The 23,447-nt window shown below is 41.9% G+C and carries 21 protein-coding genes; 18 read left to right on the top strand and 3 right to left on the bottom strand.

Annotation, left to right across the window (positions count from 1 at the left end; all coding sequences use genetic code 11):
- The first annotated feature begins 42 nt into the window (after positions 1 to 42).
- From rpsL to tuf, 4 genes are all read left to right on the top strand, one after another.
- Positions 43 to 417, top strand: coding sequence for a 30S ribosomal protein S12 (gene rpsL, locus L3Q70_RS14945; RefSeq protein ID WP_002958885.1), 375 nt, complete (start codon positions 43 to 45; stop codon positions 415 to 417).
- A 96-nt stretch (positions 418 to 513) separates the two neighbouring features.
- On the top strand, positions 514 to 984 hold the full coding sequence (gene rpsG / locus L3Q70_RS14940) for a 30S ribosomal protein S7 (RefSeq protein ID WP_054554834.1): 471 nt from the start codon (positions 514 to 516) through the stop codon (positions 982 to 984).
- Between the two features lie 27 nt (positions 985 to 1,011).
- Positions 1,012 to 3,126 (top strand): elongation factor G, encoded by a 2,115-nt coding sequence (fusA, locus tag L3Q70_RS14935; protein ID WP_062568388.1) that lies wholly within the window; start codon positions 1,012 to 1,014, stop codon positions 3,124 to 3,126.
- Between the two features lie 60 nt (positions 3,127 to 3,186).
- Positions 3,187 to 4,371 (top strand): elongation factor Tu, encoded by a 1,185-nt coding sequence (tuf, locus tag L3Q70_RS14930; RefSeq protein WP_062567544.1) that lies wholly within the window; start codon positions 3,187 to 3,189, stop codon positions 4,369 to 4,371.
- A 1,018-nt stretch (positions 4,372 to 5,389) separates the two neighbouring features.
- Here tuf and L3Q70_RS14925 read toward each other — a convergent pair.
- A complete protein-coding gene (locus L3Q70_RS14925) occupies positions 5,390 to 5,533 on the bottom strand; it encodes a hypothetical protein (RefSeq protein ID WP_193987902.1) in 144 nt (47 codons plus the stop codon).
- Between the two features lie 38 nt (positions 5,534 to 5,571).
- Between L3Q70_RS14925 and L3Q70_RS14920 the strand changes: the two genes are divergently transcribed.
- The 12 genes from L3Q70_RS14920 to L3Q70_RS14865 are packed head-to-tail and all read left to right on the top strand — an operon-like array spanning position 5,572 to position 17,592.
- Complete coding sequence (locus tag L3Q70_RS14920; RefSeq protein WP_237114530.1) at positions 5,572 to 6,531, top strand: TOMM precursor leader peptide-binding protein; 960 nt, start codon at positions 5,572 to 5,574, stop codon at positions 6,529 to 6,531.
- Between the two features lie 13 nt (positions 6,532 to 6,544).
- Positions 6,545 to 7,861, top strand: coding sequence for a YcaO-like family protein (locus L3Q70_RS14915; RefSeq protein WP_237114529.1), 1,317 nt, complete (start codon positions 6,545 to 6,547; stop codon positions 7,859 to 7,861).
- A 10-nt stretch (positions 7,862 to 7,871) separates the two neighbouring features.
- Positions 7,872 to 8,699, top strand: coding sequence for a SagB/ThcOx family dehydrogenase (locus L3Q70_RS14910; RefSeq protein ID WP_237114528.1), 828 nt, complete (start codon positions 7,872 to 7,874; stop codon positions 8,697 to 8,699).
- Positions 8,696 to 10,024 carry a hypothetical protein gene (locus tag L3Q70_RS14905; RefSeq protein ID WP_237114527.1) on the top strand — a complete coding sequence of 443 codons (1,329 nt, stop codon included), beginning with the start codon at positions 8,696 to 8,698 and terminating at the stop codon, positions 10,022 to 10,024. The genes L3Q70_RS14910 and L3Q70_RS14905 overlap by 4 nt, the downstream gene beginning before the upstream one ends.
- Before the next feature lie 10 nt (positions 10,025 to 10,034).
- Positions 10,035 to 10,931, top strand: a complete 897-nt coding sequence (locus tag L3Q70_RS14900) for an ATP-binding cassette domain-containing protein (RefSeq protein ID WP_237114526.1) — start codon at positions 10,035 to 10,037, stop codon at positions 10,929 to 10,931.
- 2 nt (positions 10,932 to 10,933) lie between these two features.
- Entirely contained in the window at positions 10,934 to 12,037 is a 1,104-nt protein-coding gene (locus tag L3Q70_RS14895) for an ABC transporter permease (protein ID WP_237114525.1), read from the top strand.
- Positions 12,037 to 12,465: a DUF2141 domain-containing protein gene (locus tag L3Q70_RS14890; RefSeq protein ID WP_193987895.1), complete on the top strand. Its 429-nt coding sequence runs from the start codon at positions 12,037 to 12,039 to the stop codon at positions 12,463 to 12,465. The genes L3Q70_RS14895 and L3Q70_RS14890 overlap by 1 nt, the downstream gene beginning before the upstream one ends.
- A gap of 8 nt (positions 12,466 to 12,473) precedes the next feature.
- Entirely contained in the window at positions 12,474 to 13,157 is a 684-nt protein-coding gene (locus L3Q70_RS14885; RefSeq protein WP_228074345.1) for an ABC transporter ATP-binding protein, read from the top strand.
- On the top strand, positions 13,157 to 14,380 hold the full coding sequence (locus L3Q70_RS14880; protein WP_193987894.1) for an FtsX-like permease family protein: 1,224 nt from the start codon (positions 13,157 to 13,159) through the stop codon (positions 14,378 to 14,380). Before L3Q70_RS14885 ends, L3Q70_RS14880 begins: the two co-directional genes overlap by 1 nt.
- Positions 14,373 to 15,107 carry an outer membrane lipoprotein-sorting protein gene (locus L3Q70_RS14875; RefSeq protein WP_193987893.1) on the top strand — a complete coding sequence of 245 codons (735 nt, stop codon included), beginning with the start codon at positions 14,373 to 14,375 and terminating at the stop codon, positions 15,105 to 15,107. Before L3Q70_RS14880 ends, L3Q70_RS14875 begins: the two co-directional genes overlap by 8 nt.
- 11 nt (positions 15,108 to 15,118) lie before the next feature.
- The gene (locus L3Q70_RS14870; protein ID WP_237114524.1) at positions 15,119 to 16,378 is read left to right on the top strand and encodes a hypothetical protein; all 1,260 of its coding nucleotides are present in this window, start codon (positions 15,119 to 15,121) and stop codon (positions 16,376 to 16,378) included.
- Positions 16,379 to 16,392: 14 nt separating this feature from the next.
- Positions 16,393 to 17,592: an aromatic ring-hydroxylating dioxygenase subunit alpha gene (locus tag L3Q70_RS14865; protein WP_193987891.1), complete on the top strand. Its 1,200-nt coding sequence runs from the start codon at positions 16,393 to 16,395 to the stop codon at positions 17,590 to 17,592.
- Here the strand turns inward: L3Q70_RS14865 and L3Q70_RS14860 are convergent.
- Both L3Q70_RS14860 and L3Q70_RS14855 read right to left on the bottom strand, forming a co-directional pair.
- Positions 17,570 to 18,316: a LytTR family DNA-binding domain-containing protein gene (locus L3Q70_RS14860; RefSeq protein WP_193987890.1), complete on the bottom strand. Its 747-nt coding sequence runs from the start codon at positions 18,314 to 18,316 to the stop codon at positions 17,570 to 17,572. The two genes, L3Q70_RS14865 and L3Q70_RS14860, sit on opposite strands and share 23 nt — an antisense overlap.
- A gap of 33 nt (positions 18,317 to 18,349) precedes the next feature.
- Positions 18,350 to 19,357, bottom strand: a complete 1,008-nt coding sequence (locus L3Q70_RS14855) for a histidine kinase (RefSeq protein ID WP_193987889.1) — start codon at positions 19,355 to 19,357, stop codon at positions 18,350 to 18,352.
- A gap of 631 nt (positions 19,358 to 19,988) precedes the next feature.
- Between L3Q70_RS14855 and L3Q70_RS14850 the strand changes: the two genes are divergently transcribed.
- Together L3Q70_RS14850 and L3Q70_RS14845 are read left to right on the top strand one after the other, a co-directional pair.
- A complete protein-coding gene (locus tag L3Q70_RS14850; protein ID WP_237114523.1) occupies positions 19,989 to 21,578 on the top strand; it encodes an alkaline phosphatase in 1,590 nt (529 codons plus the stop codon).
- 11 nt (positions 21,579 to 21,589) lie between these two features.
- Complete coding sequence (locus tag L3Q70_RS14845) at positions 21,590 to 23,386, top strand: alkaline phosphatase (protein WP_193987888.1); 1,797 nt, start codon at positions 21,590 to 21,592, stop codon at positions 23,384 to 23,386.
- The last annotated feature ends 61 nt before the right edge of the window (positions 23,387 to 23,447 follow it).

The following is a 23,447-nucleotide window of genomic DNA, read 5'->3' as shown; positions in this document are numbered from 1 at the left end:
TTTATTTTTTCAGTAGTAATTTTAATTTCAGGAGCTATTTAAATGGCAACTATTAACCAGCTAGTGCGTAAGCCACGTCGTAGCAAGGTTACTAAAAGTAACTCAGCTGCGCTTAAAGCGTGTCCGCAAAAGCGTGGTGTATGTACTCGTGTATATACAACTACACCTAAGAAACCAAACTCTGCATTACGTAAAGTAGCGCGTGTTCGTTTAACTAACGGTTTCGAAGTAACATCATACATTGGTGGTGAAGGCCACAACCTACAAGAGCACAGTGTAATCCTAATCCGTGGTGGTCGTGTTAAAGACTTACCAGGTGTGCGTTTCCACACTGTACGTGGTGCACTTGACTGTGCAGGCGTTAGCGACCGTCGTCAAGCTCGTTCTAAATACGGTGCTAAACGCCCTAAGGGCTAATGGTTCTCCGTTAGTAAGGCCAAGCACTAAATTTTTAATTAATTGTTTTGGGTATTGACTCTAAAAGAGCAAACCTGAAGATACCGGAGATACAAAATGCCTAGAAGACGCGTAATAGGTCAACGTAAAATTCTTCCAGATCCTAAGTTCGGATCGGAACTTCTTGCTAAATTCGTTAACGTAGTAATGTTAGACGGCAAGAAATCTACTGCTGAAAAAATCGTTTATGGTGCGTTAGACGTGGCTGCTGAGAAATCAGGCAAGTCGCACCTAGAAATCTTTGAAGCTGCACTTGAAAACGTTCGCCCACAGGTAGAGGTTAAATCTCGCCGTGTTGGTGGTTCAACGTACCAAGTACCAGTTGAAGTACGTCCAGTACGTCGCAACGCATTAGGTATGCGTTGGTTAGTAGACGCTGCACGTAAGCGTGGCGAAAAATCTATGGGCTTACGTTTAGCTCAAGAAATCGTTGACGCTGCTGACAACAAAGGCACTGCGGTTAAGAAACGTGAAGACGTTCACCGTATGGCTGAAGCGAATAAAGCATTCGCTCATTACCGTTGGTAATCTGCCCTTAACCTTTAAGAGGATCATATGGCACGTACAACTCCACTTGAGCGTTACCGTAATATTGGTATTTGTGCTCACGTAGATGCAGGCAAAACCACCACAACAGAACGAGTTCTGTTCTACACGGGTCTTTCTCATAAGATCGGTGAAGTACATGATGGCGCTGCAACTATGGATTGGATGGAGCAGGAACAAGAGCGTGGTATCACAATCACTTCTGCTGCAACAACGTGTTTCTGGAAAGGGATGGACGCTCAATTTGACGACCATCGTATCAATATTATTGATACGCCAGGACACGTAGATTTCACTATCGAAGTAGAGCGCTCTTTACGCGTACTAGATGGTGCGGTAGTTGTTCTTTGTGCTTCATCTGGTGTACAGCCGCAAACTGAGACAGTCTGGCGTCAAGCGAACAAATACGAAGTTCCGAGAATGATCTTCGTAAATAAAATGGATCGCACAGGCGCTGACTTCTTAACGGTTGTAGAGCAGGTGGAATCTCGTCTTGGAGCAACGCCTGTTCCAATTCAGCTTCCAATTGGGGCTGAAGACGACTTTAAAGGTGTTATAGACCTTATTAAGATGAAAGCCATTAACTGGAATGAAGAAGACCAGGGAATGACTTTCACTTATGAGGCTATTCCGGCAGACCTTCAGGAATTAGCTGAAGAATGGCGTTCTCACTTAGTTGAGAGTGCAGCTGAAGCATCTGAAGAACTGATGGAAAAATACTTAGAAGGTGAAGACCTGACTGAAGCTGAAATTAAAGCCGCTTTACGTCAGCGCACATTAGCAAACGAAATTGTTCCCATGACGTGTGGTAGTGCATTTAAAAATAAGGGTGTTCAAGCTGTGCTTGATGCTGTTATTGAATATATGCCTGCACCAACACAAGTGAAACAAATCCAAGGTATCGTTGAAGATGGTACTGAGGAAGAACGTCCTGCTGATGACAACGCACCGTTTGCCGCACTTGCTTTTAAGATTGCGACAGACCCGTTCGTTGGCACCTTGACCTTCTTCCGTGTTTACTCTGGTACAGTTAAACAGGGTGACGCGGTATATAACCCAGTTAAAAGTAAGCGTGAGCGACTTGGTCGTATCGTTCAGATGCATTCAAACTCACGTGAAGAGATCAAAGTAGTCTACGCAGGCGACATCGCGGCGGCTATTGGTCTTAAAGACGTAACAACAGGTGAAACACTGTGTGATCCGAACTCAATCATTACGCTTGAGCGTATGGAGTTCCCAGAGCCAGTTATCTCTGTTGCGGTTGAGCCTCGCACAATCGCTGACCAAGATAAGATGGGGATTGCGCTGGGTAAACTAGCTGCAGAAGATCCGTCTTTTCGCGTACAAACTGACGAAGAATCAGGCCAGACTATTATTTCTGGTATGGGTGAACTTCACCTTGATATCATTGTCGACCGTATGAAACGTGAATTCAGTGTTGAATGTAACGTTGGTAAGCCGCAGGTAGCATACCGTGAAGCTATCCGCTCAGCTGTTGAAGTTGAAGGAAAGTTCGTACGTCAATCAGGTGGTCGTGGTCAATATGGTCACGTCTGGCTTAAACTTGAACCGATGGATATTTCGGAAGATGAAGCGCCAACTTACGAGTTCGTTAACGAAATCGTTGGTGGTGCGGTTCCTAAGGAATACATCCCTGCGGTAGATAAAGGCATCCAAGAGCAAATGACTCAAGGTGTGCTGGCAGGCTACCCATTACTTGGCGTCAAGGCGACTCTATTTGATGGTTCATTCCATGATGTAGACTCGAATGAGATGGCATTTAAGATTGCAGGTTCAATGGCGATGAAGAAAGGTGCGCTTGAAGCAAATCCTGCTCTTCTGGAACCAGTAATGAAGGTTGAAGTTATCACTCCTGAAGAAAACATGGGTGATGTAGTTGGTGACTTAAATCGTCGCCGCGGCATGATCGAAGGCATGGAAGAAGCATTTGGTGGTCTTAAGCAAATTAATGCGCAAGTACCACTTTCTGAAATGTTTGGTTATGCAACTGATCTGCGATCTGCAACACAAGGCCGTGCATCGTACTCTATGGAGTTCTTAAAGTATGCAGAAGCCGCCAAGAATGTTGCAGATGCAATAATTGCAGCTCGCGCTGTTACATGATTTAGCTTGTCTGGCCCAATAGTGGGTCAGGCGTTAATTTCTTTATAGGAATTTTTTAAGATGGCAAAAGAAAAGTTTGAACGCGTAAAACCGCACGTAAACGTAGGTACAATCGGCCACGTTGACCACGGTAAAACTACCCTAACTGCAGCAATCACTAACGTACTTGCAAAAGTATACGGTGGTGTAGCGAAAGACTTCGCATCAATCGATAACGCTCCAGAAGAGCGTGAGCGTGGTATCACAATCTCAACTTCACACGTTGAGTACGATACACCAACTCGTCACTACGCACACGTAGACTGTCCAGGACACGCCGATTATGTTAAAAACATGATCACTGGTGCTGCTCAAATGGACGGCGCAATCCTAGTAGTTGCTGCGACTGACGGTCCTATGCCACAAACTCGTGAGCACATCCTACTTTCTCGTCAGGTTGGTGTACCTTACATCATCGTATTCATGAACAAATGTGACATGGTTGACGACGAAGAGCTACTTGAGCTAGTTGAGATGGAAGTTCGTGAACTTCTTTCTGAGTACGACTTCCCAGGTGATGACTTACCACTAATCCAAGGTTCTGCGCTTAAAGCGTTAGAAGGCGAAAAAGAGTGGGAAGACAAAATCGTTGAGCTTGCAGAAGCACTAGATTCTTACATCCCAGAGCCAGAGCGTGACATCGATAAGCCATTCATCATGCCTATCGAAGACGTATTCTCAATCCAAGGTCGTGGTACAGTTGTAACTGGCCGTGTTGAAGCTGGTATCATCAACGTGAATGACGAAGTTGAAATCGTAGGTATCAAAGAAACTACGAAGACAACGTGTACAGGTGTTGAGATGTTCCGTAAGCTTCTAGACGAAGGTCGTGCGGGTGAGAACATCGGTGCACTTCTACGTGGTACTAAGCGTGAAGACGTTGAACGTGGTCAAGTACTAGCTAAGCCTGGTTCAATCACTCCACACACGAAGTTCACTTCAGAAGTATACGTACTTTCTAAAGATGAAGGTGGTCGTCACACGCCATTCTTCAAAGGTTACCGTCCACAGTTCTACTTCCGTACAACTGACGTAACAGGTGACGTACAGTTACCAGACGGCGTTGAAATGGTAATGCCTGGTGACAACATCAAGATGACTGTAGAACTAATCGCTCCAATCGCGATGGACGAAGGTTTACGCTTCGCTATCCGTGAAGGTGGCCGTACAGTTGGTGCTGGTGTTGTAGCTACTATCGTTGAGTAATCAACTATAGTGATGCATTAAGCATTAAGAAAAACCCGAGCTTAGTCTCGGGTTTTTTTATGGCTGTGGAAAAGGTATTCGCTGATGAAAGGCTAATCTTCCGCCTTCACATTCTCAATGGACGAAGATTTACGCTTCGCTATCCGTGAAGTCAAAGAGCTCAGCGATGAGCCGTAGGCCGTACAATTTATGCTGTTGCAACTATCGTTTACTATCACATCTTTAATTTTTGTAGTGCTTAAGCCTATTTTAATGTTGAGCCTCTCATCGCATCTTCACTAGGGATCTCTTTGACTGCTTTAAGACTAGTGCTTAACTAAGCTTATATATGGTTTTACAACTTAAATAACTATGATGCTCAGGTAGCAAAATTGTGAATAGCTACGAGGGCAGCGAATAAAGTGATACCAATCTACTTAAATATATGAGCTTAGTCGATGAATTCTCAAACATGAGAATGACTTTCTTTCCGTGCTAAACGGGTGAAAAATATGTTACCTAGTGTGAATTAAGTTGACTTAATCTTTATACAGGTTGGTGTGTTTGGGCAAGGTATGCTTGTTCCTAAAAGAGGAGGTAAACAATCTTGATATCAATATGTTATTAATTTATCCAAACAAAAATGTCTTAACTTAAACAAATAACTTCAAAACTTTCTAAAATTAATGAAAACTGTATGCTCACTACTTTAAGTGAGTTTTTGATAGATACATTTTCATTACTATTTCTATTTACCTATAAATTAACTTTTATAACTATAAGTTGATTCAACTTACACGCCCCCTTGCTATGTATGAAAAGCTGTATCTTCAGTTGTACGTATATTTATATGATTTTTCTTCTCACATACTTATTTTGTCGATTTAAGTTGTTTTTGTGTCGGTTAATGTGAAGTTTGAGTTTTTCATAATAATTTTTCTTTAGTTTAGTATCGTCGGCAAATAACTGACTGACAAAATTTACGTTAATAACAGGAAATAAAAATGAAAAATGTAAAAACTTCTAAAAAGCTCTCATTCTATGTTTCTAATGATCGGTCTCGTGGAGTGAGTTCCTTTGGCTTAGCGATTAAAGCTGGACGCTGTTCATCAACATCAAGCACATGCTGTTGCTGTTGCGCATCAGCTAACCCCCAGTAGTACTCAAGGCGAAGTCTTCGCAATGAAGACTTCCTTTTCCAATAATAAAAAAGGCAAGGGTATGAGACAGGTAGAAAGCTTACTATACGTTCACTCAGCTGTTTCTTGGTTACAGTGCGATGATAAACGCCTCCAAATTCGTGTACCAGATGGGCAGAACCTAACCATTGATGAGTCATCTTACGAGGTCGAAAAAATTTTACAGCGTTTGAGTAAGCCTCATACGTACAATAACACTGTGCAATGGGCACTGAAAAATAATATTGACCCTGAAGTATTGGATATAGCGTTAAGCACGTTGAATGAATACTCGATTATTTTGGAGACTTCAAACAATAACGATACTTCATTACCAAGTATCTTCAAAAGCGTTCTGGATTTTAATATTAACTCAAGCAAAGCACTTCGTTCAGGTTTACCGTTTCCCTATTTCAATCATATTGAGGTTTCTGGAAAGGGGGATTTGAAACATCTAACTGAGGACGTTGCTCAGGACGTTAGGAAATTTTTAAATGCATACAACCAGCCTTCTGAATTACGCTCATTGCGAGTGGTGTGTTCAACACCTGGTGATCAACAATACCTTCGAGAACAAAACAGAAAGGCTGTAAAAGATGGGGTTCCCATGCTAACGGTGCAATGGAGCGATGAGATGCTATCAATTGGGCCACTATATATTCCTAATGAGTCTGCATGTTATGAATGTTTAACGGTTCGCCGTCGTGCCGCCACAAATTTCCTCATAGAGGTGGATGCATCATTAAACAGCCAGATACAACGAGCACATGAATTAAAACTGGATAAGGTAATATCCCAGCTTGCAGGTTTCGTAATTGGTAGATACCTCTATATTGTTACCACGGGTATGTTCCATCTAATTAAGCCCAATGAAGTTGAAACTTGGGATGTTGTTAAAGGCGAGAAGCATATCGGTGAGGTTTTGAAAGTACCTCGCTGTGATGTGTGCGGTCGGAAAAAAGCTTCTGATCCTATTCGCGCCATCCGTGACTTAAACAGCTAAGTGGATTGTCATCATGGAACAATTAACTGATATATTAGCGCGTCTAGTTGCGCCACATTTCGGGCTTCTGACATATGTGAGTGAAGTGCAAATTCAAGCAACCGAACCCAATATTTTTGTAGCGGTAGCCGAATATCAAGATTCTATAAAGGTGTCGGAATATACACGTCATTTAAACTTGAAAAGTATGGATGAACGGCAAGCCTCGGGAGCCGGTTTAGATCGCGAGTCTGCATTATGGTCGACGATTGGTGAAGCTATAGAGCGTTATGCAAGCAGTGTTGTCGATACGAGCAATCTGGTATATGCATCACTGCATGAACTAAGCGGTAATGTTCTTGATCCCCAAGACATGATTCTATTCGCGGATTGGCAATATGAGCAAGCCGACTTTCCTTTCGCACGGTTTGACGAAACGAAGCCGTTTGGTTGGGTGAAAGGATTCAATCTTACAAAGAATGTCGAATCTTATTTACCGGCACGTTTTGTCTACCTTAACTATGTCTCACGTTTTCAACACGAGAATATAGATAATGGATATAGCACAGGCTTGGCTGCTGGCCCATCAATAGAGTCTGCAATTTGTTCAGGTATTCGTGAGGTGCTGGAGCGTGACGCTTTCTCTTGTTATTTTCTAAATGGTATTTCGGCACCGAGGATTGCTAAGGAGCTGATTTGGGACAACTTACCTGAAAAGCTTCAAAAAGCGATGTCGGTATCGAATATTGACTACAGCATTAGCAATATTACTACTGAGTTCAACGTGCCAACTGTGATGTCTGTATTGAAGTCAGGAAAAAAATTGGGATTTTCTACAGGCACGTGCTGTCATACAAAAGCGGGTATCGCGCTTGAGAAAGCTGTTGTTGAGTCATTTCATACTTTTAACTGGGTGCTTGATATCAACCGTTGGCAAGAACCTATCACTAAACCAGAGGATATACGTTCTTTTGCTGATCACGTTGCATATTATTTAGATTCATCTCGTCATGAAGAGCTAGACTTTATGATGAATTTGAAACCACCTACGATATTTAGCGTTGCGCCAGAAGATTTTACCGCTTCAGCCTTTGGCGATAAAACAGAGTTAAATACGCTAGTTAATATGCTTGCCACACATGGCTATCAAGTATTCGTGACCGATTTGACCACTGATGATATTGATTCGTTGGGTTTCAAAGTTGTGAAGGTTGTGGTCCCAGGTCTTCAGCCACTTTATTGCGGCTATGGAAATCAACATCTAGATCCACGCAGATTGAACAAGTTCACAGAAAACATGGGTTACGAGGCGCCTATGAAGTTTAATCAAACCTTACATGCCTTCCCATAGGAGAACAACGATGAACACGGACTATCAACAATATATGACCAATATAGGCTTGAGTGCAGCGGATACTGATTTGCTTGAGCTGTTTCATGAATCATCAAAGGTAATGTACACCACTGCGCTTAAACGAGATATAAGAATAGGTGCTTACCTTTACGATCCACGCTGTGTGCTTGAAGCGAGCCGTAATAAAAAATTGTATCAGACATGTCCAGTCGTCACGCTACCTATACCTAAACGCCTAAATATGGCACTTGATGACGTGTTTGATAACAGAGCATCGTGCCGTGCTTTTTCCGGCAAAGATATAGGTGCTCAGTCACTTATAAATATTTTGAACTCACTACGTGTAACACGTCGTGGTTACTCGACAGAGTTTGAAGAAGTGCCAATGGCTATGCGTTCATATCCTTCTCCAGGTGGTTTGTATCCTGTAGAAGTTTATATTCTATCGATTAACAGTGAAGACGTACCGCAGGGTGTATATCACTTTGATTTTGATACGCAAGAATTAGCTTTGATTAATCCTTTACCAAAAAAGGAAAAACTACGTTATATGGTGGGTGATCACGACAGTATGTGTATTGATACGGCAAGTTTCGCTGTGGTTATTACAGCTGTACTGCCAAGAATTACGGTTAAGTACGAGTCACTTGGTTATCGTTTTTCAATGATTGAATCAGGTATCGTTGGGCAGCACTTATCACTGGCTGCTACTGCTGAAAATGTTGGCAACTTATACTGGGGTAGTTATTACGACAACGAAATTCATGACATTCTTGGCGTAGACGGTGTTGAAGAGATAGTGACTAATTTCATGTGGTTGGGAGATAAACAATGATCAATCCGACAACCACAGTAAACAACATACACAAAAATACCATCAATGACATCTTCACAACGTTTTGTAAAGCAGCTGCAGACCGACATTTAGTTATTTGTGATGAACTTGCACGTTTGCTCACGGCAGTAGCGGGGCCTGGCGAAATGGCTGCATTGTTAGTAAGCATCGCAAATGGTGAACGGTCTTTCGTAGAAAGAGGCGGATTGTTTTTCACAGGTCAAGTTGAGGATGTCAGTATTTCTATTGTAGAAATGATAGTCAGAATGAGGGAAAAAGTTGTGTCGCAATTTGGTTGTGCGTCACCCCTTATATTGATCAATATGCTAGATGATGCATCGCTTCCTCCTTATTTTCAGCAGCTTTCTTCAGGTGTCGGTGTACTTGCAGCGCATAAATATTGCTACTCTGAAAAAGTCGTTATTCATGAGCTCACACATGCTGCAGTATTAACAGGTCACCATGGTATTGATGAGGCTCTAGCATACTACATGGAGAGCACACAGGATAATACGGTATCGCTACCTACACCAAAGCTAGTGGATGTGGAATCATTGCTAGCATTACAGCACATCGAGTCTGTAGTGCAAGACAGAGCAGTTGCTGAGGCGATGTATAAAGATGGGGCTGCATTTATTCATTGGCTCGTGGCACATAGTAGTGTGGCAAGTGTCTATGAGTACTGTCGTCAATTTTCTTACTTAACTGCAGGGCAAAGTGTGAGAAATACAATTGAACAGTACTTTAATGTCAATTTAGATGCGTTGCGTAGCAAAGAAAAGGGATTACAAAACAATGGTTTTGAGCGTTCTATTAATGAGCTAAATGAAGCTTATTTTAGCGGCAATTTAGATAATATCTCGTCACCATTAGCTACGTTACAAACCCATGTAGACGTTTTGGAGCTTCGAGCGTTTGCCGCATTACTGCGTGGCTTATTTGCCAGCATTAATTATTTCAATGATCACACCGCTCAGCGCGAAGCTCAGTTTATTGCGTTGGCACAACGCTACTGTGAGCAGCATTCAGCGCCAAGTGCTACCGTGTACTCAGTGAATATTATGGTCGCATGTATCCAAATGCGCTCTGTGTCGTCTTACATCGAAATTCAGGAACTGGTTACGCATATTAATTACTGCTTTGATGAGGGGTTAACACAGTTTCCCCACAATGGTGAGCTTGCGCTGATGAAAGCGAAAAGTCTACATGATACACCTACTTCACAAGGCGGTGATCGTGAACTAGCTAAAACGTTTTTTATAAAAGCACAAGAAGACGCTGAATTTGGCCAGTATATACAGCGTTTCGTGAGAAAGTATATTTAGGAGTGTTTCTATGAAAGCTGTTGTTTCTATTGTTGAGTTGCAGGTTTTATATAGTCAAGGTACGTTGCTCGATATTCCTAAATTAGATATGTATAAGGGAAGTCAAATTGTCATAGTCGGGGGTAATGGTGCGGGTAAAACAACGTTTTTAGAGACGGTATTGGGGTTGCGTAAAACGCATCATGGAGAAGTGCTTATACAAATTGACAAGCAAGATCTCGGCGTACAGCTACAAAATGTAACATATAACCCAGAGATATTGGTGAGTGATGTAGTTGCGATGCATAAATGTGTATATCGCGTTGCAAATAGCGCGTTAAAAACAGCGTTTAATTTGAGTGAACTTGTAGATAAGCGCTATGGGAAGTTATCTCGTGGTCAGAAGCAACGTGTCGATTTATATGTTGCAATGGCACATCAGCCTTCTACGTTAGTTCTAGATGAGCCAGGCACTGGTTTAGACCGAAAGTACAGTGATTTGTTTATCAACCTTATTAACGAATATCGTCAAAGAGAAGGCAATACACTGTTGATGGCATCACACACTTCAACAGAACTAGAGCAGGCGTCACATATTCTGTGGATAGCAGATGGGAAGGTTGTCGACTTTACACCTGCTGCTCTAATGCTGAATAAGCACTTAGGAGAATTCAAGGCCAGCTTTACATTTCCTTGTTCAAAGGTGCAAAGCCTTATTATTGATGAACTGCAAAATTATAAAGGTATACAGCGCATAGATGCTTCATCGCAGGGAGAGTTGCTGATTTATGGCAAGGAAACTATTCGTGAATCACTACTTGCGCTCATTCAGCGTTACCATCTTGAGAATTTCTCATTTAGTAAGACCTGTTATGACGACTTTCTAAATCTTGTATCACAAAAACAACACACTCGAAAAGGAGAGTAGCCATGCCAATAATAACAACGTTAGCAATGATTGAGATCAAAGCTTTTCTCAGAAATTGGACTGCTATTTTTTGGACTTTTGCATATCCTGTTGCGTTACTTGTGATTTTGAGTTTGGTTTTTGGTGGCTCTAATACCGTTAAAGCAAAGATCGAAGTCATTGATGAGGCGAAAAATATATATTCAGAGCGCTATCTAAACACTATACATGACAAAATTGATATGGTGCCAAGAATGTCATTAGCCACGGTCTATGTCAAATTAGACAAACCCATAACACCTAGTGTAATCCGCCTACATTTGCCTAAAGGTTTCGGTGAGCAGTCAATGCCATCAGCAGTGAAAGTAATAGTCAAAGGTGCGCTTGATCCAGATATAGGTGGGTTGCTAGCAATAATCTCTGAAGCTACTGAAGTATATAACCGCGCAACAACAGGTTCACCGCAACAGTTTTATTTAGATTATTCGCAAAGTAACTTCGAGCAATCGAGTGGACAAGGATACAATGCATTCTTAGTAAGTGGACTTACGGCACTGACAGTGGTATCGACGGCTATGTTTGGCTTCACCTCTGTTTTGGTGGAGATGAGACAAAATGGTGCACTAAAGATGTTTCAGGTCTTTCCCATGAAAAAGCATCATTTTATAGCGGGGTTTGTGCTTTCTAGAACGTTAGTACTTTCCTTTTTTTGTGTCTTATTCTTTTATATCTCCAATTGGGTACTTGGCACAAATGTGAGTGTATCAGCTTTACATGTTGCTAGTTTCGCGTGGCTTTTATTCTTGGGTATAGTAGCGTTTCTTGGAGTGGGCTTGTTGTTAGTCAGTATGGTTAAGAAAGGGGCTACCGCCATCGCCATCATAAACATCATCAACTTACCAATCATTTTTCTCTCAGATCTTTTTATTCCTGTAGCGTCAATGCCAGAGGTTATTCGAAGTATCGCTGAATGGTCACCAGTATACCTGTTCGTTAACGCAATGCGAGGGGTGACACAAGCCGAATTTGTGCTTTCTGAACTTATGATTCCGTCAGTTACGCTTCTTTTGGTGGCTGCGCTGACACTTGGTGTTTCATCAAAATTATTCCAGTGGAGGACGTCATAATGGGGAAATTGAATACAGAACTTTCCTTGATAGGCTTAGTGTTAGTGGCGTTTAGTGGTTCTGCAGAGGCTGGTAATATTGAAGTGACTGTTAATAACCTTCAAGCTAATAAGGGAAAGCTATATGCAAGCTTATGCACTCGTGACAGGTTTTTTAAGGGCCGATGCCATTTTGAAATAGTTCGCCGTGTAACGGCTAATGTGCATGTGCTGACATTTAGCCAAGTGGACGAAGGTGAATATGCAGTGAGCTTGTTTTACGATGTTAATAATAACGAAAAGCTTGATACCAACATGTTCGGTATTCCTAAAGAGCCTACCGGTGTAAGTAACAATGTACCTGCAACTAATGGGCCTCCAAGTTTTGAGGCTACGAAGTTTTCTGTTACCGCTAACAGCGAAGTAAGACTCTATATCAGTGTGTTTTAAGGGAAGTCATGACTAATCAGCGCGAAGAAATAGCAACCTGTTCGCAGGTAACAAAATACTATAAAAAGGGCGAATTCACAGTAACTGCGCTGAAAAGAGCCTGTTTATCTCTTTTCAGCGGAGAGTTAGTTGCCGTTACAGGCCCATCTGGCAGTGGTAAAAGTACGTTACTCAATGTATTAGGATTGCTTGACGCACCGTCCGATGGAGAGCTTCACCTATTTGGTGAAGCGTGTCACAGTATGTCTCGCAACGAAAAGCAATCTATGCGTCGTCGTTATATGGGGTTTATTTTTCAAAACTTTAATCTTTTGCCGGTATTAAGTGCGGTAGAGAATGTTGAGTTGTCGCTCTATGGGCTATCGCTTAGCAAGACAAAAATGCGAGAGGCTGCAATAGCTATGCTGGCAAAAGTCGGGTTGGAACAACGTGCTTATCACTACCCAAGCGAGTTATCTGGTGGGCAACAACAGCGTGTAGGTATTGCCAGGGCCTTGGTGCATAACCCTAAATTGGTGATGGCTGATGAACCAACCGCAAATCTTGATTCGGAAACAGCCAGTCAAATTGTGCAACTTATGCGTAAATTGGCGCATGAGCAGGGCACAACGTTCTTGGTTTCGTCACATGATGCACGATTAATGAGCAAGGTTGATCGAACCCTCTCTCTTACCGATGGAGTGCTTATGTAATGATTTGGTTAACATTGGCATGGCGCAACTTTATCCGAAATACACGTAAATCTTATTTCACACTATTGATTATCATTATAGGTACAGTGGCTTGTTCTGTTGGTATTGCGTATATCAATGCCACTTATTTGCTTGTGAAAGAAGGAACTATTAGAGGTGGTGTAGGGCATCTTCAGATAGCGACGGCAGACTACTTTGATAGCTTTGAGGAGTCGACATTAGAAAATGGCATGAATGATGACCAAGTGAATCGAGTAATGGCTCAGCTTGATGGTAATAGTGCGGTAGATATTGTTACACCTCGTATCGCTTTTCATGGACTTATTAGCCACGGCGATAAAAGTTTAGTGTTTGTTGGGGATGCAGTGAATTCGAAAAAAGAGCGTCGCTTATCCCAATCTTTTATAAGTACTGTAGACGGACGAGGCCTCGAATATTTAGCTAATGATGATATTTATCATATTGTGATTGGTAGTGACTTGGCACGTTTGCTTGGCGTTGTGCCTGGTGATTCTGTTACTTTGATGGCCGTTACAGCCCTTGGCGGACTTAATGCTATAGACGTTACAATTCAGGGTATCAGTAAAACAGGAAGTCCTGAAGTTGATAAGATGCAGCTAAAAGCACCATTGCAAATGGCTCAAGAGCTACTGCTTACCGATAAAGTATCTCGCTTAGTTATACTACTGAATGACGAATCTCAACTTAAAAATCTTCAAGGTAGTCTATCTCAAACATCGCCTGAACTATCAACACGAGCATGGCAGCAACTAGCTCCTTTCTATGGTCAGATGGTGGCACTGTACACTCGTCAATTTCTTGTGTTTGGTGTAATTATGGGGTTAGTCGTTACGCTTACCATGGGCAACGCTATGTTGATGAACTTATTCGAGCGTAAGCGCGAACTTGCCACTATGGCCAGTATGGGACTTCCTCAATATGGCATTCGTGCAAGCTATTTACTGGAGGCCGGAATATTAGGCGTGTGTGCGGGTGTTCTTGGACTTTTAGTTAGTTACTTTTCGTCATTAGGTATAAATTCATTGTCTATTGACATGCCGCCCCCCCCAGGAAGAACCGAGGGATATCAATTGTTCGTACTGTTCGACCTGAATTCTAGTGTCTTATTACTTCTAGCTGTGGCAATACTTTGTGTCATTGCTGCTTGGTTTGCGACAAGCCATATTTCAAAAATTAGTCTTTTGGAGGCAATCAATGATTAAGTACATTTTTATTTCACTTAGTATCAGTTTAGTTTTTTCACCTTTAGCATTAGCCGAGCACAGCACTGATAGCCTTGAAAAGGCAAAAGCTATTTTAACCTTTATAGATAAAGGCAGAACGGCAGACTCTGCATTTGAAACCGTTATGGAAGTGTCAAATGAAAAGGAAAATAGTACCCTTAAATATCGCTTAGTGGACAATGGAGAGAATAAGTCGATTTTATACTTTCTTGATGAGCGTCAAAAAGGACAACGCATACTCACAACACAAGATGAAACATGGCTTTTTACAAATAAAACAAAGCGAGCAATAAAAATTCCATCTATTCAAAAGCTGTTTGGAGACGCAAGTATTGGTGATGTTGCCCGTCTGCGTTTCTCGAAAGATTACGAGACCAAAGAAATAATGTGTACGAATCGCATATGTCAGCTGGTGCTAAAAAGCTTAAATGCGCAATCTACTTATGCTGCTATTACACTTGATGTGGATGCCAAAAACTGGCTTCCTATTAGCGCCGAATTGTATGCAGCGTCAGGCAAGCAATTGAAAAGTATGCGCTTTACTTCGGTGCGAATTGAAGACAATACGCCAGTAATTGAAGAATGGCTACTATATAGTCCAAGTCAACCCGAGAATGTCACTAAAATAAATGCTTCATCATTTTCTTTAGTTTCAATTCCTTCAGTGACATTTACTAAGGCTTACTTGCTCATGTCTAACAGATAGGACGCGAAGTTATGATATTTAGGCGACTATTTTTGTTATATGTGGTTATGCCTCTTTCTGTACAAGTATCTGGCCAGACAAATGAGCTTCTTCATACAGTAACTTGGACTGAGCAGCAAGATACATTACTTGATCCTTCAGGTGCAATTTCGATTCGCTCTCCTGTTAATAAGACTGCGTTAGTGTCTTCGGACAGTATGGCGATAGCCGAAGAATATATATTTAATTACCGAGTGCGCTTTGAGTACGACCAAGCGCAAGAGGCAAACCGGTTTGATGCGCAAGTGCAAGAATTCTCTATAAGCACTTTTGCTTTTGAACAGTGGCTTTTTAATGCGGGCAAAACCCAAATTAGCTGGGATATGGGAAGCTCCTTTCAACCGCTAGGTTTTTTTCAACCTACGCAAAACTTATTTGACTTGAATGATCAGCAAAGCTTATTCGGCGGTTTACCACTTGTTGCAGCTACTTATTTGAACGACGGTTGGAGCACTAGTTTTGTATATAGCAATGACTACTGGTCAAGTGATGATGGCTTTAATAGCGGCGTTGAGCAATGGGCTTCGCGTATACAATGGATGAGTGATAGCTTCGACTGGTCATTAGTTATACAAAAACCATCAGGTCAAAATAGTGGTATAGGTACGAGTGTTATTACATCGTTTAACGAGCATACGGTATCATATTTTTCTGCATTTTATCGTCAGGGGACACGTCAGCCTCAGAATATGTTGTTACAAGCTAACATGCCGGTGTTTGCTGATTTCTACCCTTTTCAAACGAACCTAAAGCAAGCAAATGTTCCATTTTGGCGAGGCGTAGTCGGTACTTCTTTGAGCACATCTATAGGGGATTTTACTTTTGAATTTACTTTTGATGAACGTAACCTTGATGAGCAAAAATGGTCTCAATTAACTTCACTTATTGATTTGCATGGTAATACGGTGGTAAATGATACAGACCCTAGCTTACAACAGCTTGCAGCAATGAATTTGTTCTATGATAGTCAATCTTTGCGTTCTACAGGGGCTCAACAGCGCTATGCTTTTGTCAATTTTCAGCGACCCTTTTTAGATGGTAGTGTTTCATTATTCACTCGAATTTCTATGCAAGATAAAAGTGGATTTTATGGGTTTTCCTACACTAAAGAATTAAACCGAAAACTGAATCTATTCTCATCGATACAAATCTATATGGGTGAAGATAAGGATGAGTTTGGCCTGATACCTATTAACAGTTCTATACAACTTACGTTACGGTATTTTATGTGATAAGAGGATCTATCATGCAGACACATCGCGTCTTACAACATACGCTAGCCCCTGTTTATTATTTCGATGACAGTATATTTTCATCTGAGCGCACACGAATACTTGCAAATCAATGGTTTTTTGTTGGGCATAGAAGTGAATTTTCATCTGTGGGTGACTTTAAACGCGTAACCTTGTTAAAAACGGATGTGCTAATTGTTCTGCAAGAAACGGGGCGAATTGAAGCCGTATCGAATCGTTGCATACATCGAGGTGCAACGATTGTAAGTGAATCATCAGGTCGGGCAGAGTGCTTTACATGCCCTTATCACGGATGGTGTTTCACGCAAAATGGGACACTGAAGTCTACTCGCGGACAAGCCAAAAACTTGGAAGACAACTCTGCTTTACCTCGGTTTGAAGCAACAGAAACGGCGGGAGTGATTCTGCTTCGGTTGAAGAAAAAACAGAAATCAAATAATAAAGCGATTGATACACTCACTCCCTACTGGCAATTCTATGGTATGGAATCAGCCGAAAAGCTTCATTATAAGATCATCACTTGTAAAGCAAATTGGAAAATAGCGGTGGAGAATTTCTTAGAGTGCTTTCATTGTTCGTCTAACCATCCCCAATTGTCGGAAGCAGAAAAACACGTAGAGTTGCTAGAGTCGAACAATATTCAAAAGTTTATCTCTTTGCAACAGGCGTATTTTAAACGTGCTGAGTCGCTTGGACATCCCATTCCTCCTTCACAGTTCATTGATAGTAGCACTGAAGAATATGCTGTCATCAATGCAGTACCATTGTGCGGCGATGTTGAAACGGGTACGCAAGATGGCAAGCTTCAGGCTCCATTGATGGGAGAGCAGAAAACCTCAGACGGCGGTTTTCTATATGGCTCCTTAGGACCATTAGTTCATTTTAGTTTGTACTCTGACTACTGTGTTTTTTTCAGTTTTATACCCACTTCTGCGACAACTACTGATATAGAAGTAACATGGTGGGTGAAAGCGCTGAATAATAATCGAGAGTTAATCAACAAAAATGCGATTTGTTGGCTCTGGGAGCCAACGATTAAACAAGATGCCGCTTTGTGTGAGTTGGTACAACAACAGGTAGAGAGCTTTGAAGCGCGGCCCGGAGTTTATACACAGATGGAAGAAGATTCAGCAAGTTTCTGTCGCTGGTATCAACAGCAGATGCCTATTCTTAAAAATGAAACTGTCGTTTGAGGATACGAGCGCCATCGCGACTACTCGTAATTTCTGTTTTGTCGTTATCCGACATGATAACGAGTAGTTTTGCCCCAAACCAGCGTTGTACTTCTTTGATGTAGTTTACATTAATAATAAAACTACGGTGGAAGCGAACGAAATCTTTGGTAGGAAGTGATAATGCTAGCTTTTCCATGCTCATGGCAATAGGAAAAGCTTTACTTTGAGTGTGTGCCATAACCGAACCTTGTGATGAGTTTATGTAATAGATGTCATCGATGTTGACGAAAAACATGCGTTCGCCTTGTTTTGAGATAAGTTTCCTATGTTGCATTAAGTTATTACTGGTATCTGGGTGGTTAGCGTGTCTAGTAGTCAATGCTAACAATGCTTTGTCTAGACACTTTAATAGACGCTTAATACTTACTGGTTTCAATAAATAGTCGATAGCAGGAGTATCAAATGCGTCTGCTGCATACTCTTGGCTGGCGCTTACAAAAGTAAATAAACAGGTTTCAGGTATAAATGAAATGATGTCGAAACCATCAAGTTCGGGCATATTGATGTCGAGAAAAATAAGATCAGGCTTGAGTTGTTTGATCTCTCCTACACCTTTACTTGGTGACTGTGATGAGCCAATTAGCTCAACGGAATCAATATTTGAAAGTTGCATCGAAAGTTTATTAATGGCAGGGAGTTCATCATCAATGATGTACACGCGCAGCTTTTGATCATGCTCCATAACTACCTCTCTATTTGATAAGTTCTGATATACTTACGCAATAGCAAACGATATTGTGATGTTGGCACCACTACCTAAAACTTCAGAGTGATTAGCAAAATTTACTCGCCCTTCACGCAACAGTGCTATTTGTGCTTGGATGTTTGATAACCCTATACCGCCAACTCTCTCTTTTCGCTCGTTTTGAAACCCTTTGCCGTTGTCTGATACCATCAGATTTACTCGTCCATTGTCTATAAAACAAGTAATGTTAATATATAACTGTAACTTAGTAGCGTTATGCTTGATGGCATTTTCAACCAAGGGTTGTAGAATGAGAGGTGGAACACGAATATTTAAACATTCTTCGTCGACTAAAATAGTGTATTGAAGGCTATCGCCGAAACGCACACACTCAAGTTCAATAAACTTCTCTAGAATCCCAAGCTCTTCATAAAGCGGAACACGTGTTTTGCGGGACATGCTCAAGGTATAGCGGAGCAAGTCAGCCACATCGTGGAGCATTTGATCTGCTTTCTCTGGTTGAGTGTAAATGAGGCTGGAGATAGAGTTAATGCTGTTAAACAACATATGTGGATTGATTTGATAACGTTGAGCTTCAATTTTGGCGATAGTTTCTTGAAGCTTAAGTGCAACCAGATTTTTACTAAGTATGATAAATCTGTCGGTACCGTAAAAGAATGCGGTCCACCAAATACTCATGGCAAGTAGGCTATGAATGTCAGTATCTCGGGCGCCGAAATAATAGCGATCAAAGGCCGATTTCATGATTGAACCAAGAAAAAGTAAAACTAACAAAATAATGATTTCTATGGCAACGTAACTTTTGGTCTGTTTTCTTAGGTGCGTGATGCAATAAACGCTTGTCCAAAGAGGTATAAGGAAAACTAAGAATAACCAAGTAAGAGTGTTTATGATGAAATCATGAATAGTTATGCCTGATTTTATAAAAAATAGCGAAGAAAATAGCACAATGACAAATGACAGTGCAAAGGTATTGAGATAGTAGTTTTTAAAAATAGAAGTAAGTTGCAAACTCATATGAAACCCAGCTTCTTTGCGAAGTTTTTAATACATCAGTGATACTGATAAATAATGTACTTGAACGTTTTAGTACTTAAATGCATGCCAATTACTTATTCAGTATAAAACGATTTGTACCTGTATACTACCCATTATTATTGTTTATAAATCAAAACCGCGATTAGTTAACAAAAATAAGAGTTATCGTTATGGATAGAATGATGTGTGTCCTTTATGCTTGTGGGTATAGAGCAAGAAAACATAAGGATTACTGATATTGCTCACCAGAAGAGCACTATATTAACAAGACATTCTGTGCGGCAATGATTATTGGACCCAGTAACAGGTTCTGTGCAACCGCTTATTAGTTAATATGGCGTTCGAGGCATTCCTCTAATAAGCCGATAATAAAACGACTTATTGCCTGACGTATGTGCAAAGACAGTTTGATACCTTATCGTTGTTACCACTTTTTATTTTTTAAAACTGATCACTTTACCCCTAGGCTTCCTCTTTTGTTTCATCATTTCGTCATGAAAAGTCACTTTTTAAGTAACAAAACCTTTTTACCATAACCGCGCTGATTACTCTTGTGCAGTTTAGTTAGCACTCTAACTCTTTAAAAATAACGTACTAACGGAACGTAACGATGAAAATTAATAAAATTGCCACTGCAATTGGCTTAACGTTGGCATTCTCAGCCACCGCCAATGCGGGCGTGTTACCAGATAGTCAAAAACAAAATGATTGGTATAGTGCCGCAGAAGCTAAAGTAATAAAAAAAGAAGCGGCAGCTCAGGCTGAGCAAACGTTTAAAGCGAAGAATGTCATTCTATTTGTTGGCGACGGTATGGGTATCTCAACGCTTACTGCATCCCGCATCATGGCAGGGCAAATGGAAGGTAAGATGGGTGAAGAAGGCCTACTTAGCTTTGAGGAGTTTCCTTATTCTGCGCAAATTAAAACGTATAACGTTGATGCGCAAACCCCTGATTCAGCGGGGACGATGACGGCCATTATCTCAGGGGTTAAAACGGATGTTGGCGTAATTGGGGTTAATGAAAATATTGAACGTGGCAAGTGTGCGACAGTTGCTGGCAATGAGTTAATCACGGCGACTGAACTGGCTGAAATTAAGGGCCTAGCAACTGGGGTAATATCAACAGCACGTATCACACACGCAACACCAGCAGCGACCTATGCAAAATCGGCTGATCGTAATTGGGAAGATGTATCAGATATGCCAGCGGATGCAATAGAAGCTGGTTGTGAAGATATTGCCTCACAACTGGTTAATTTTGAGAAAAATCTAGAAGCGCGTTTCGTTGGTACGGATGTAGATGGTCTTGATGTGGTAATGGGCGGCGGTCGTCGCCACTTCTTACCAAAAGATGTGTTATTTAATTCGGCAGATGCTGTCAGCAGTGTTGAAGGTGACCGTACCGATGAGCGTGACTTAACTGCTGAATGGCAAGCAATGTACCCTGATGGCAAGTATGTGATGGACCAAGCTGGCTTCGATGCACTGGTTGGCGATGAGAAAAAAGTTTTTGCATTGTTTAACGAATCACATATGCAGTATGAAGCAGATCGTGATAATGACGTTGCAGGTGAGCCTTCACTTTCACAAATGACAACTAAAGCAATCGATATATTGAAGAATAATGAAAAAGGCTTCTTTTTAACTGTTGAATCAGGTCGTATTGATCATGCCCATCACGCAGGCAACGCTTATAACGCGTTAAACGATACTATTGAATTTGCTAAAGCGGTGCAATCAGCAGTCGATAACACGAACCCTGAAGAAACATTAATCCTTGTTACTGCTGATCACAGTCATGTATTTACGATTGCTGGCTATCCCAAGCGTGGTAATCCAATCCTAGGTCAAGTAGTTGCAGTGGGTAGCGAAGAGCCAAGTCTTGCTGCAGATGGTATGCCTTATACCACTGTTGGTTATGCAAATGGTTTAGGGTTTCGTGATTTAGGCGATGAAACTGATGCAGATGCATCATATAACGACGCTGCTTTTGCAGGCCGCGCTGATTTAGTGGGGGTTGATACGACTGCACCAGGTTATCACCAAGAAGCCATCGTGCCGTTAAGTTCAGAGACTCATGCTGGTGAAGATATTTCACTGCATGCGAAAGGTCCAGGTGCGCAACTTGCGCAAGGGGTTGTGGAGCAGAATGTAATTTTCCACATCATTAATCAAGCTCTCGAACTAATTGAAGAATAATGGCGACGACGATGAAAAAACTAAATTTAATTTCTCTTGCTGTAGTAGTGGCATTAACGGGTTGTTCTGATGATGATGACAACTCACCAAAAACGTTAACGGTTGAAAACACACTCGCTGTGGGGTCAGAGCAGTGTGTAAACGGTGGTACAGAAACGCTAACTGGCACCGATAGCAATGATAACGGTACATTAGACTCAGCAGAAGTTACCGATACAACTTTGTCATGTAATGCACCGGCAACCACCTTAACAGCAGCACAGCTAGCGCCGCTTACGGATAATGACTGGTTTAAAGAAGCGCAAGTCAAAGTGGCTACTAGCGAAGAAAACATTGCTGCAGTTGCGAAAGACTCAGGTAAAGCGAAAAACGTGATCCTGTTTGTAGGTGATGGCATGGGTATTTCGACCGTGACTGCTGCACGTATTATGGCAGGTCAGCTAGAAGGTAAGCTAGGTGAAGAGCACCAACTTAGCTTTGAAGCTTTACCGTTTTCTGGTTTTGCTAAAACCTATAACGTGGATGCGCAAACACCTGATTCAGCGGGCACGATGACGGCAATGGCATCAGGTGTAAAAACCGATGCAGGTGTTATCGGCGTTGATGAAGATATCGAACGTGGCAACTGTGCAACGGTTGCGGGCAATGAGCTGGTAACGGCAACGGAGCTGGCTGAGATTGCTGGTAAGTCGACAGGGATTGTATCGACTGCGCGTATTACACACGCAACGCCTGCTGCAACGTATGCAAAATCGGCAGATCGTAACTGGGAAGACGTATCAGATATGCCTGAAGCTGCAGTTACTGCTGGCTGTGAAGATATTGCATCGCAGTTAGTTAATTTTGAGGCAAACTTAGAAGCACGCTATGCCGGCTTAAATGTTGATGGTTTAGAAGTTGTGATGGGCGGCGGTCGTCGTCATTTCTTACCTAAAGACGCTGCATTTAACTCAGCAGATGCTGTGAGCTCTGTGGAAGGCGACCGTACCGATGGTCGCGACCTAACTGCAGAATGGAAAGCGAAATACCCAGCGGGTCAGTACGTGATGGACCAAGCAGGTTTTGATGCAATCAATGCAGATACAACAGAGCGCGTATTTGGTCTGTTTAATGAATCACATATGCAATACGAAGCAGACCGCGCGAACGATGTTGCTGGTGAGCCGTCACTTTCTGAAATGACCGCAAAAGCAATTGATGTACTCGATAACAACGACAATGGTTTCTTCTTAACTGTTGAAGCTGGTCGTATTGATCATGCTCACCATGCGGGCAATGCATACAATGCATTAAGCGACACAGTTGAGCTTTCAAAAGCTGTGCAAGTTGCCCTTGATAAAACCAGTATTGAAGACACGTTAATAATCGTAACAGCTGACCACAGCCACGTATTTACCATTGCAGGCTACCCAAAACGTGGTAACCCAATACTAGGTAAAGTGGTACCAGTGGGGAGTGATGAACCATCACTTGCCGCCGATAATATGCCGTACACAACGGTTGGTTATACCAATGGCGGTGGTTTCCGTGACCTAGGTGATGAAACCGATGCTGATGCAGGTTATAACTTTGCACCGGTGACAGGTCGCGTTGACCTTACCGATGTTGACACAACAACACCAGGCTTCCACCAAGAGGCTGTTGTACCATTGGGTTCTGAAACACATGCTGCAGAAGATGTGGGTGTGTATGCAGTAGGCCCTGGCGCGCATTTAGTAACGGGTACTAATGAGCAAAGCCTTATTTTCCATGTAATGGATTATGCCGCTGACCTTGTTAAACAAGCCGATGCTAAATTAGCACAGTAATGAGTTTTTGGGAGGCACTTAGAGCCTCCCTTACTCTGTAAGTTATTGATAGAAAACCGCA

Source organism: Pseudoalteromonas sp. CF6-2 (genome assembly GCF_021729425.1).
In the GTDB taxonomy this organism is placed as follows: domain Bacteria; phylum Pseudomonadota; class Gammaproteobacteria; order Enterobacterales; family Alteromonadaceae; genus Pseudoalteromonas; species Pseudoalteromonas arabiensis.
This window is presented reverse-complemented; position numbering and strand designations above follow the sequence as displayed.

Coding starts and splice junctions, on each gene's coding strand:
- rpsL (WP_002958885.1), top strand. CDS start 43: ATGGCAACTATTAACCAGCTAGTGCGTAAGCCACGTCGTAGCAAGGTT.
- rpsG (WP_054554834.1), top strand. CDS start 514: ATGCCTAGAAGACGCGTAATAGGTCAACGTAAAATTCTTCCAGATCCT.
- fusA (WP_062568388.1), top strand. CDS start 1,012: ATGGCACGTACAACTCCACTTGAGCGTTACCGTAATATTGGTATTTGT.
- tuf (WP_062567544.1), top strand. CDS start 3,187: ATGGCAAAAGAAAAGTTTGAACGCGTAAAACCGCACGTAAACGTAGGT.
- L3Q70_RS14920 (WP_237114530.1), top strand. CDS start 5,572: ATGAGACAGGTAGAAAGCTTACTATACGTTCACTCAGCTGTTTCTTGG.
- L3Q70_RS14915 (WP_237114529.1), top strand. CDS start 6,545: ATGGAACAATTAACTGATATATTAGCGCGTCTAGTTGCGCCACATTTC.
- L3Q70_RS14910 (WP_237114528.1), top strand. CDS start 7,872: ATGAACACGGACTATCAACAATATATGACCAATATAGGCTTGAGTGCA.
- L3Q70_RS14905 (WP_237114527.1), top strand. CDS start 8,696: ATGATCAATCCGACAACCACAGTAAACAACATACACAAAAATACCATC.
- L3Q70_RS14900 (WP_237114526.1), top strand. CDS start 10,035: ATGAAAGCTGTTGTTTCTATTGTTGAGTTGCAGGTTTTATATAGTCAA.
- L3Q70_RS14895 (WP_237114525.1), top strand. CDS start 10,934: ATGCCAATAATAACAACGTTAGCAATGATTGAGATCAAAGCTTTTCTC.
- L3Q70_RS14890 (WP_193987895.1), top strand. CDS start 12,037: ATGGGGAAATTGAATACAGAACTTTCCTTGATAGGCTTAGTGTTAGTG.
- L3Q70_RS14885 (WP_228074345.1), top strand. CDS start 12,474: ATGACTAATCAGCGCGAAGAAATAGCAACCTGTTCGCAGGTAACAAAA.
- L3Q70_RS14880 (WP_193987894.1), top strand. CDS start 13,157: ATGATTTGGTTAACATTGGCATGGCGCAACTTTATCCGAAATACACGT.
- L3Q70_RS14875 (WP_193987893.1), top strand. CDS start 14,373: ATGATTAAGTACATTTTTATTTCACTTAGTATCAGTTTAGTTTTTTCA.
- L3Q70_RS14870 (WP_237114524.1), top strand. CDS start 15,119: ATGATATTTAGGCGACTATTTTTGTTATATGTGGTTATGCCTCTTTCT.
- L3Q70_RS14865 (WP_193987891.1), top strand. CDS start 16,393: ATGCAGACACATCGCGTCTTACAACATACGCTAGCCCCTGTTTATTAT.
- L3Q70_RS14860 (WP_193987890.1), bottom strand. CDS start 18,316: ATGGAGCATGATCAAAAGCTGCGCGTGTACATCATTGATGATGAACTC.
- L3Q70_RS14855 (WP_193987889.1), bottom strand. CDS start 19,357: ATGAGTTTGCAACTTACTTCTATTTTTAAAAACTACTATCTCAATACC.
- L3Q70_RS14850 (WP_237114523.1), top strand. CDS start 19,989: ATGAAAATTAATAAAATTGCCACTGCAATTGGCTTAACGTTGGCATTC.
- L3Q70_RS14845 (WP_193987888.1), top strand. CDS start 21,590: ATGAAAAAACTAAATTTAATTTCTCTTGCTGTAGTAGTGGCATTAACG.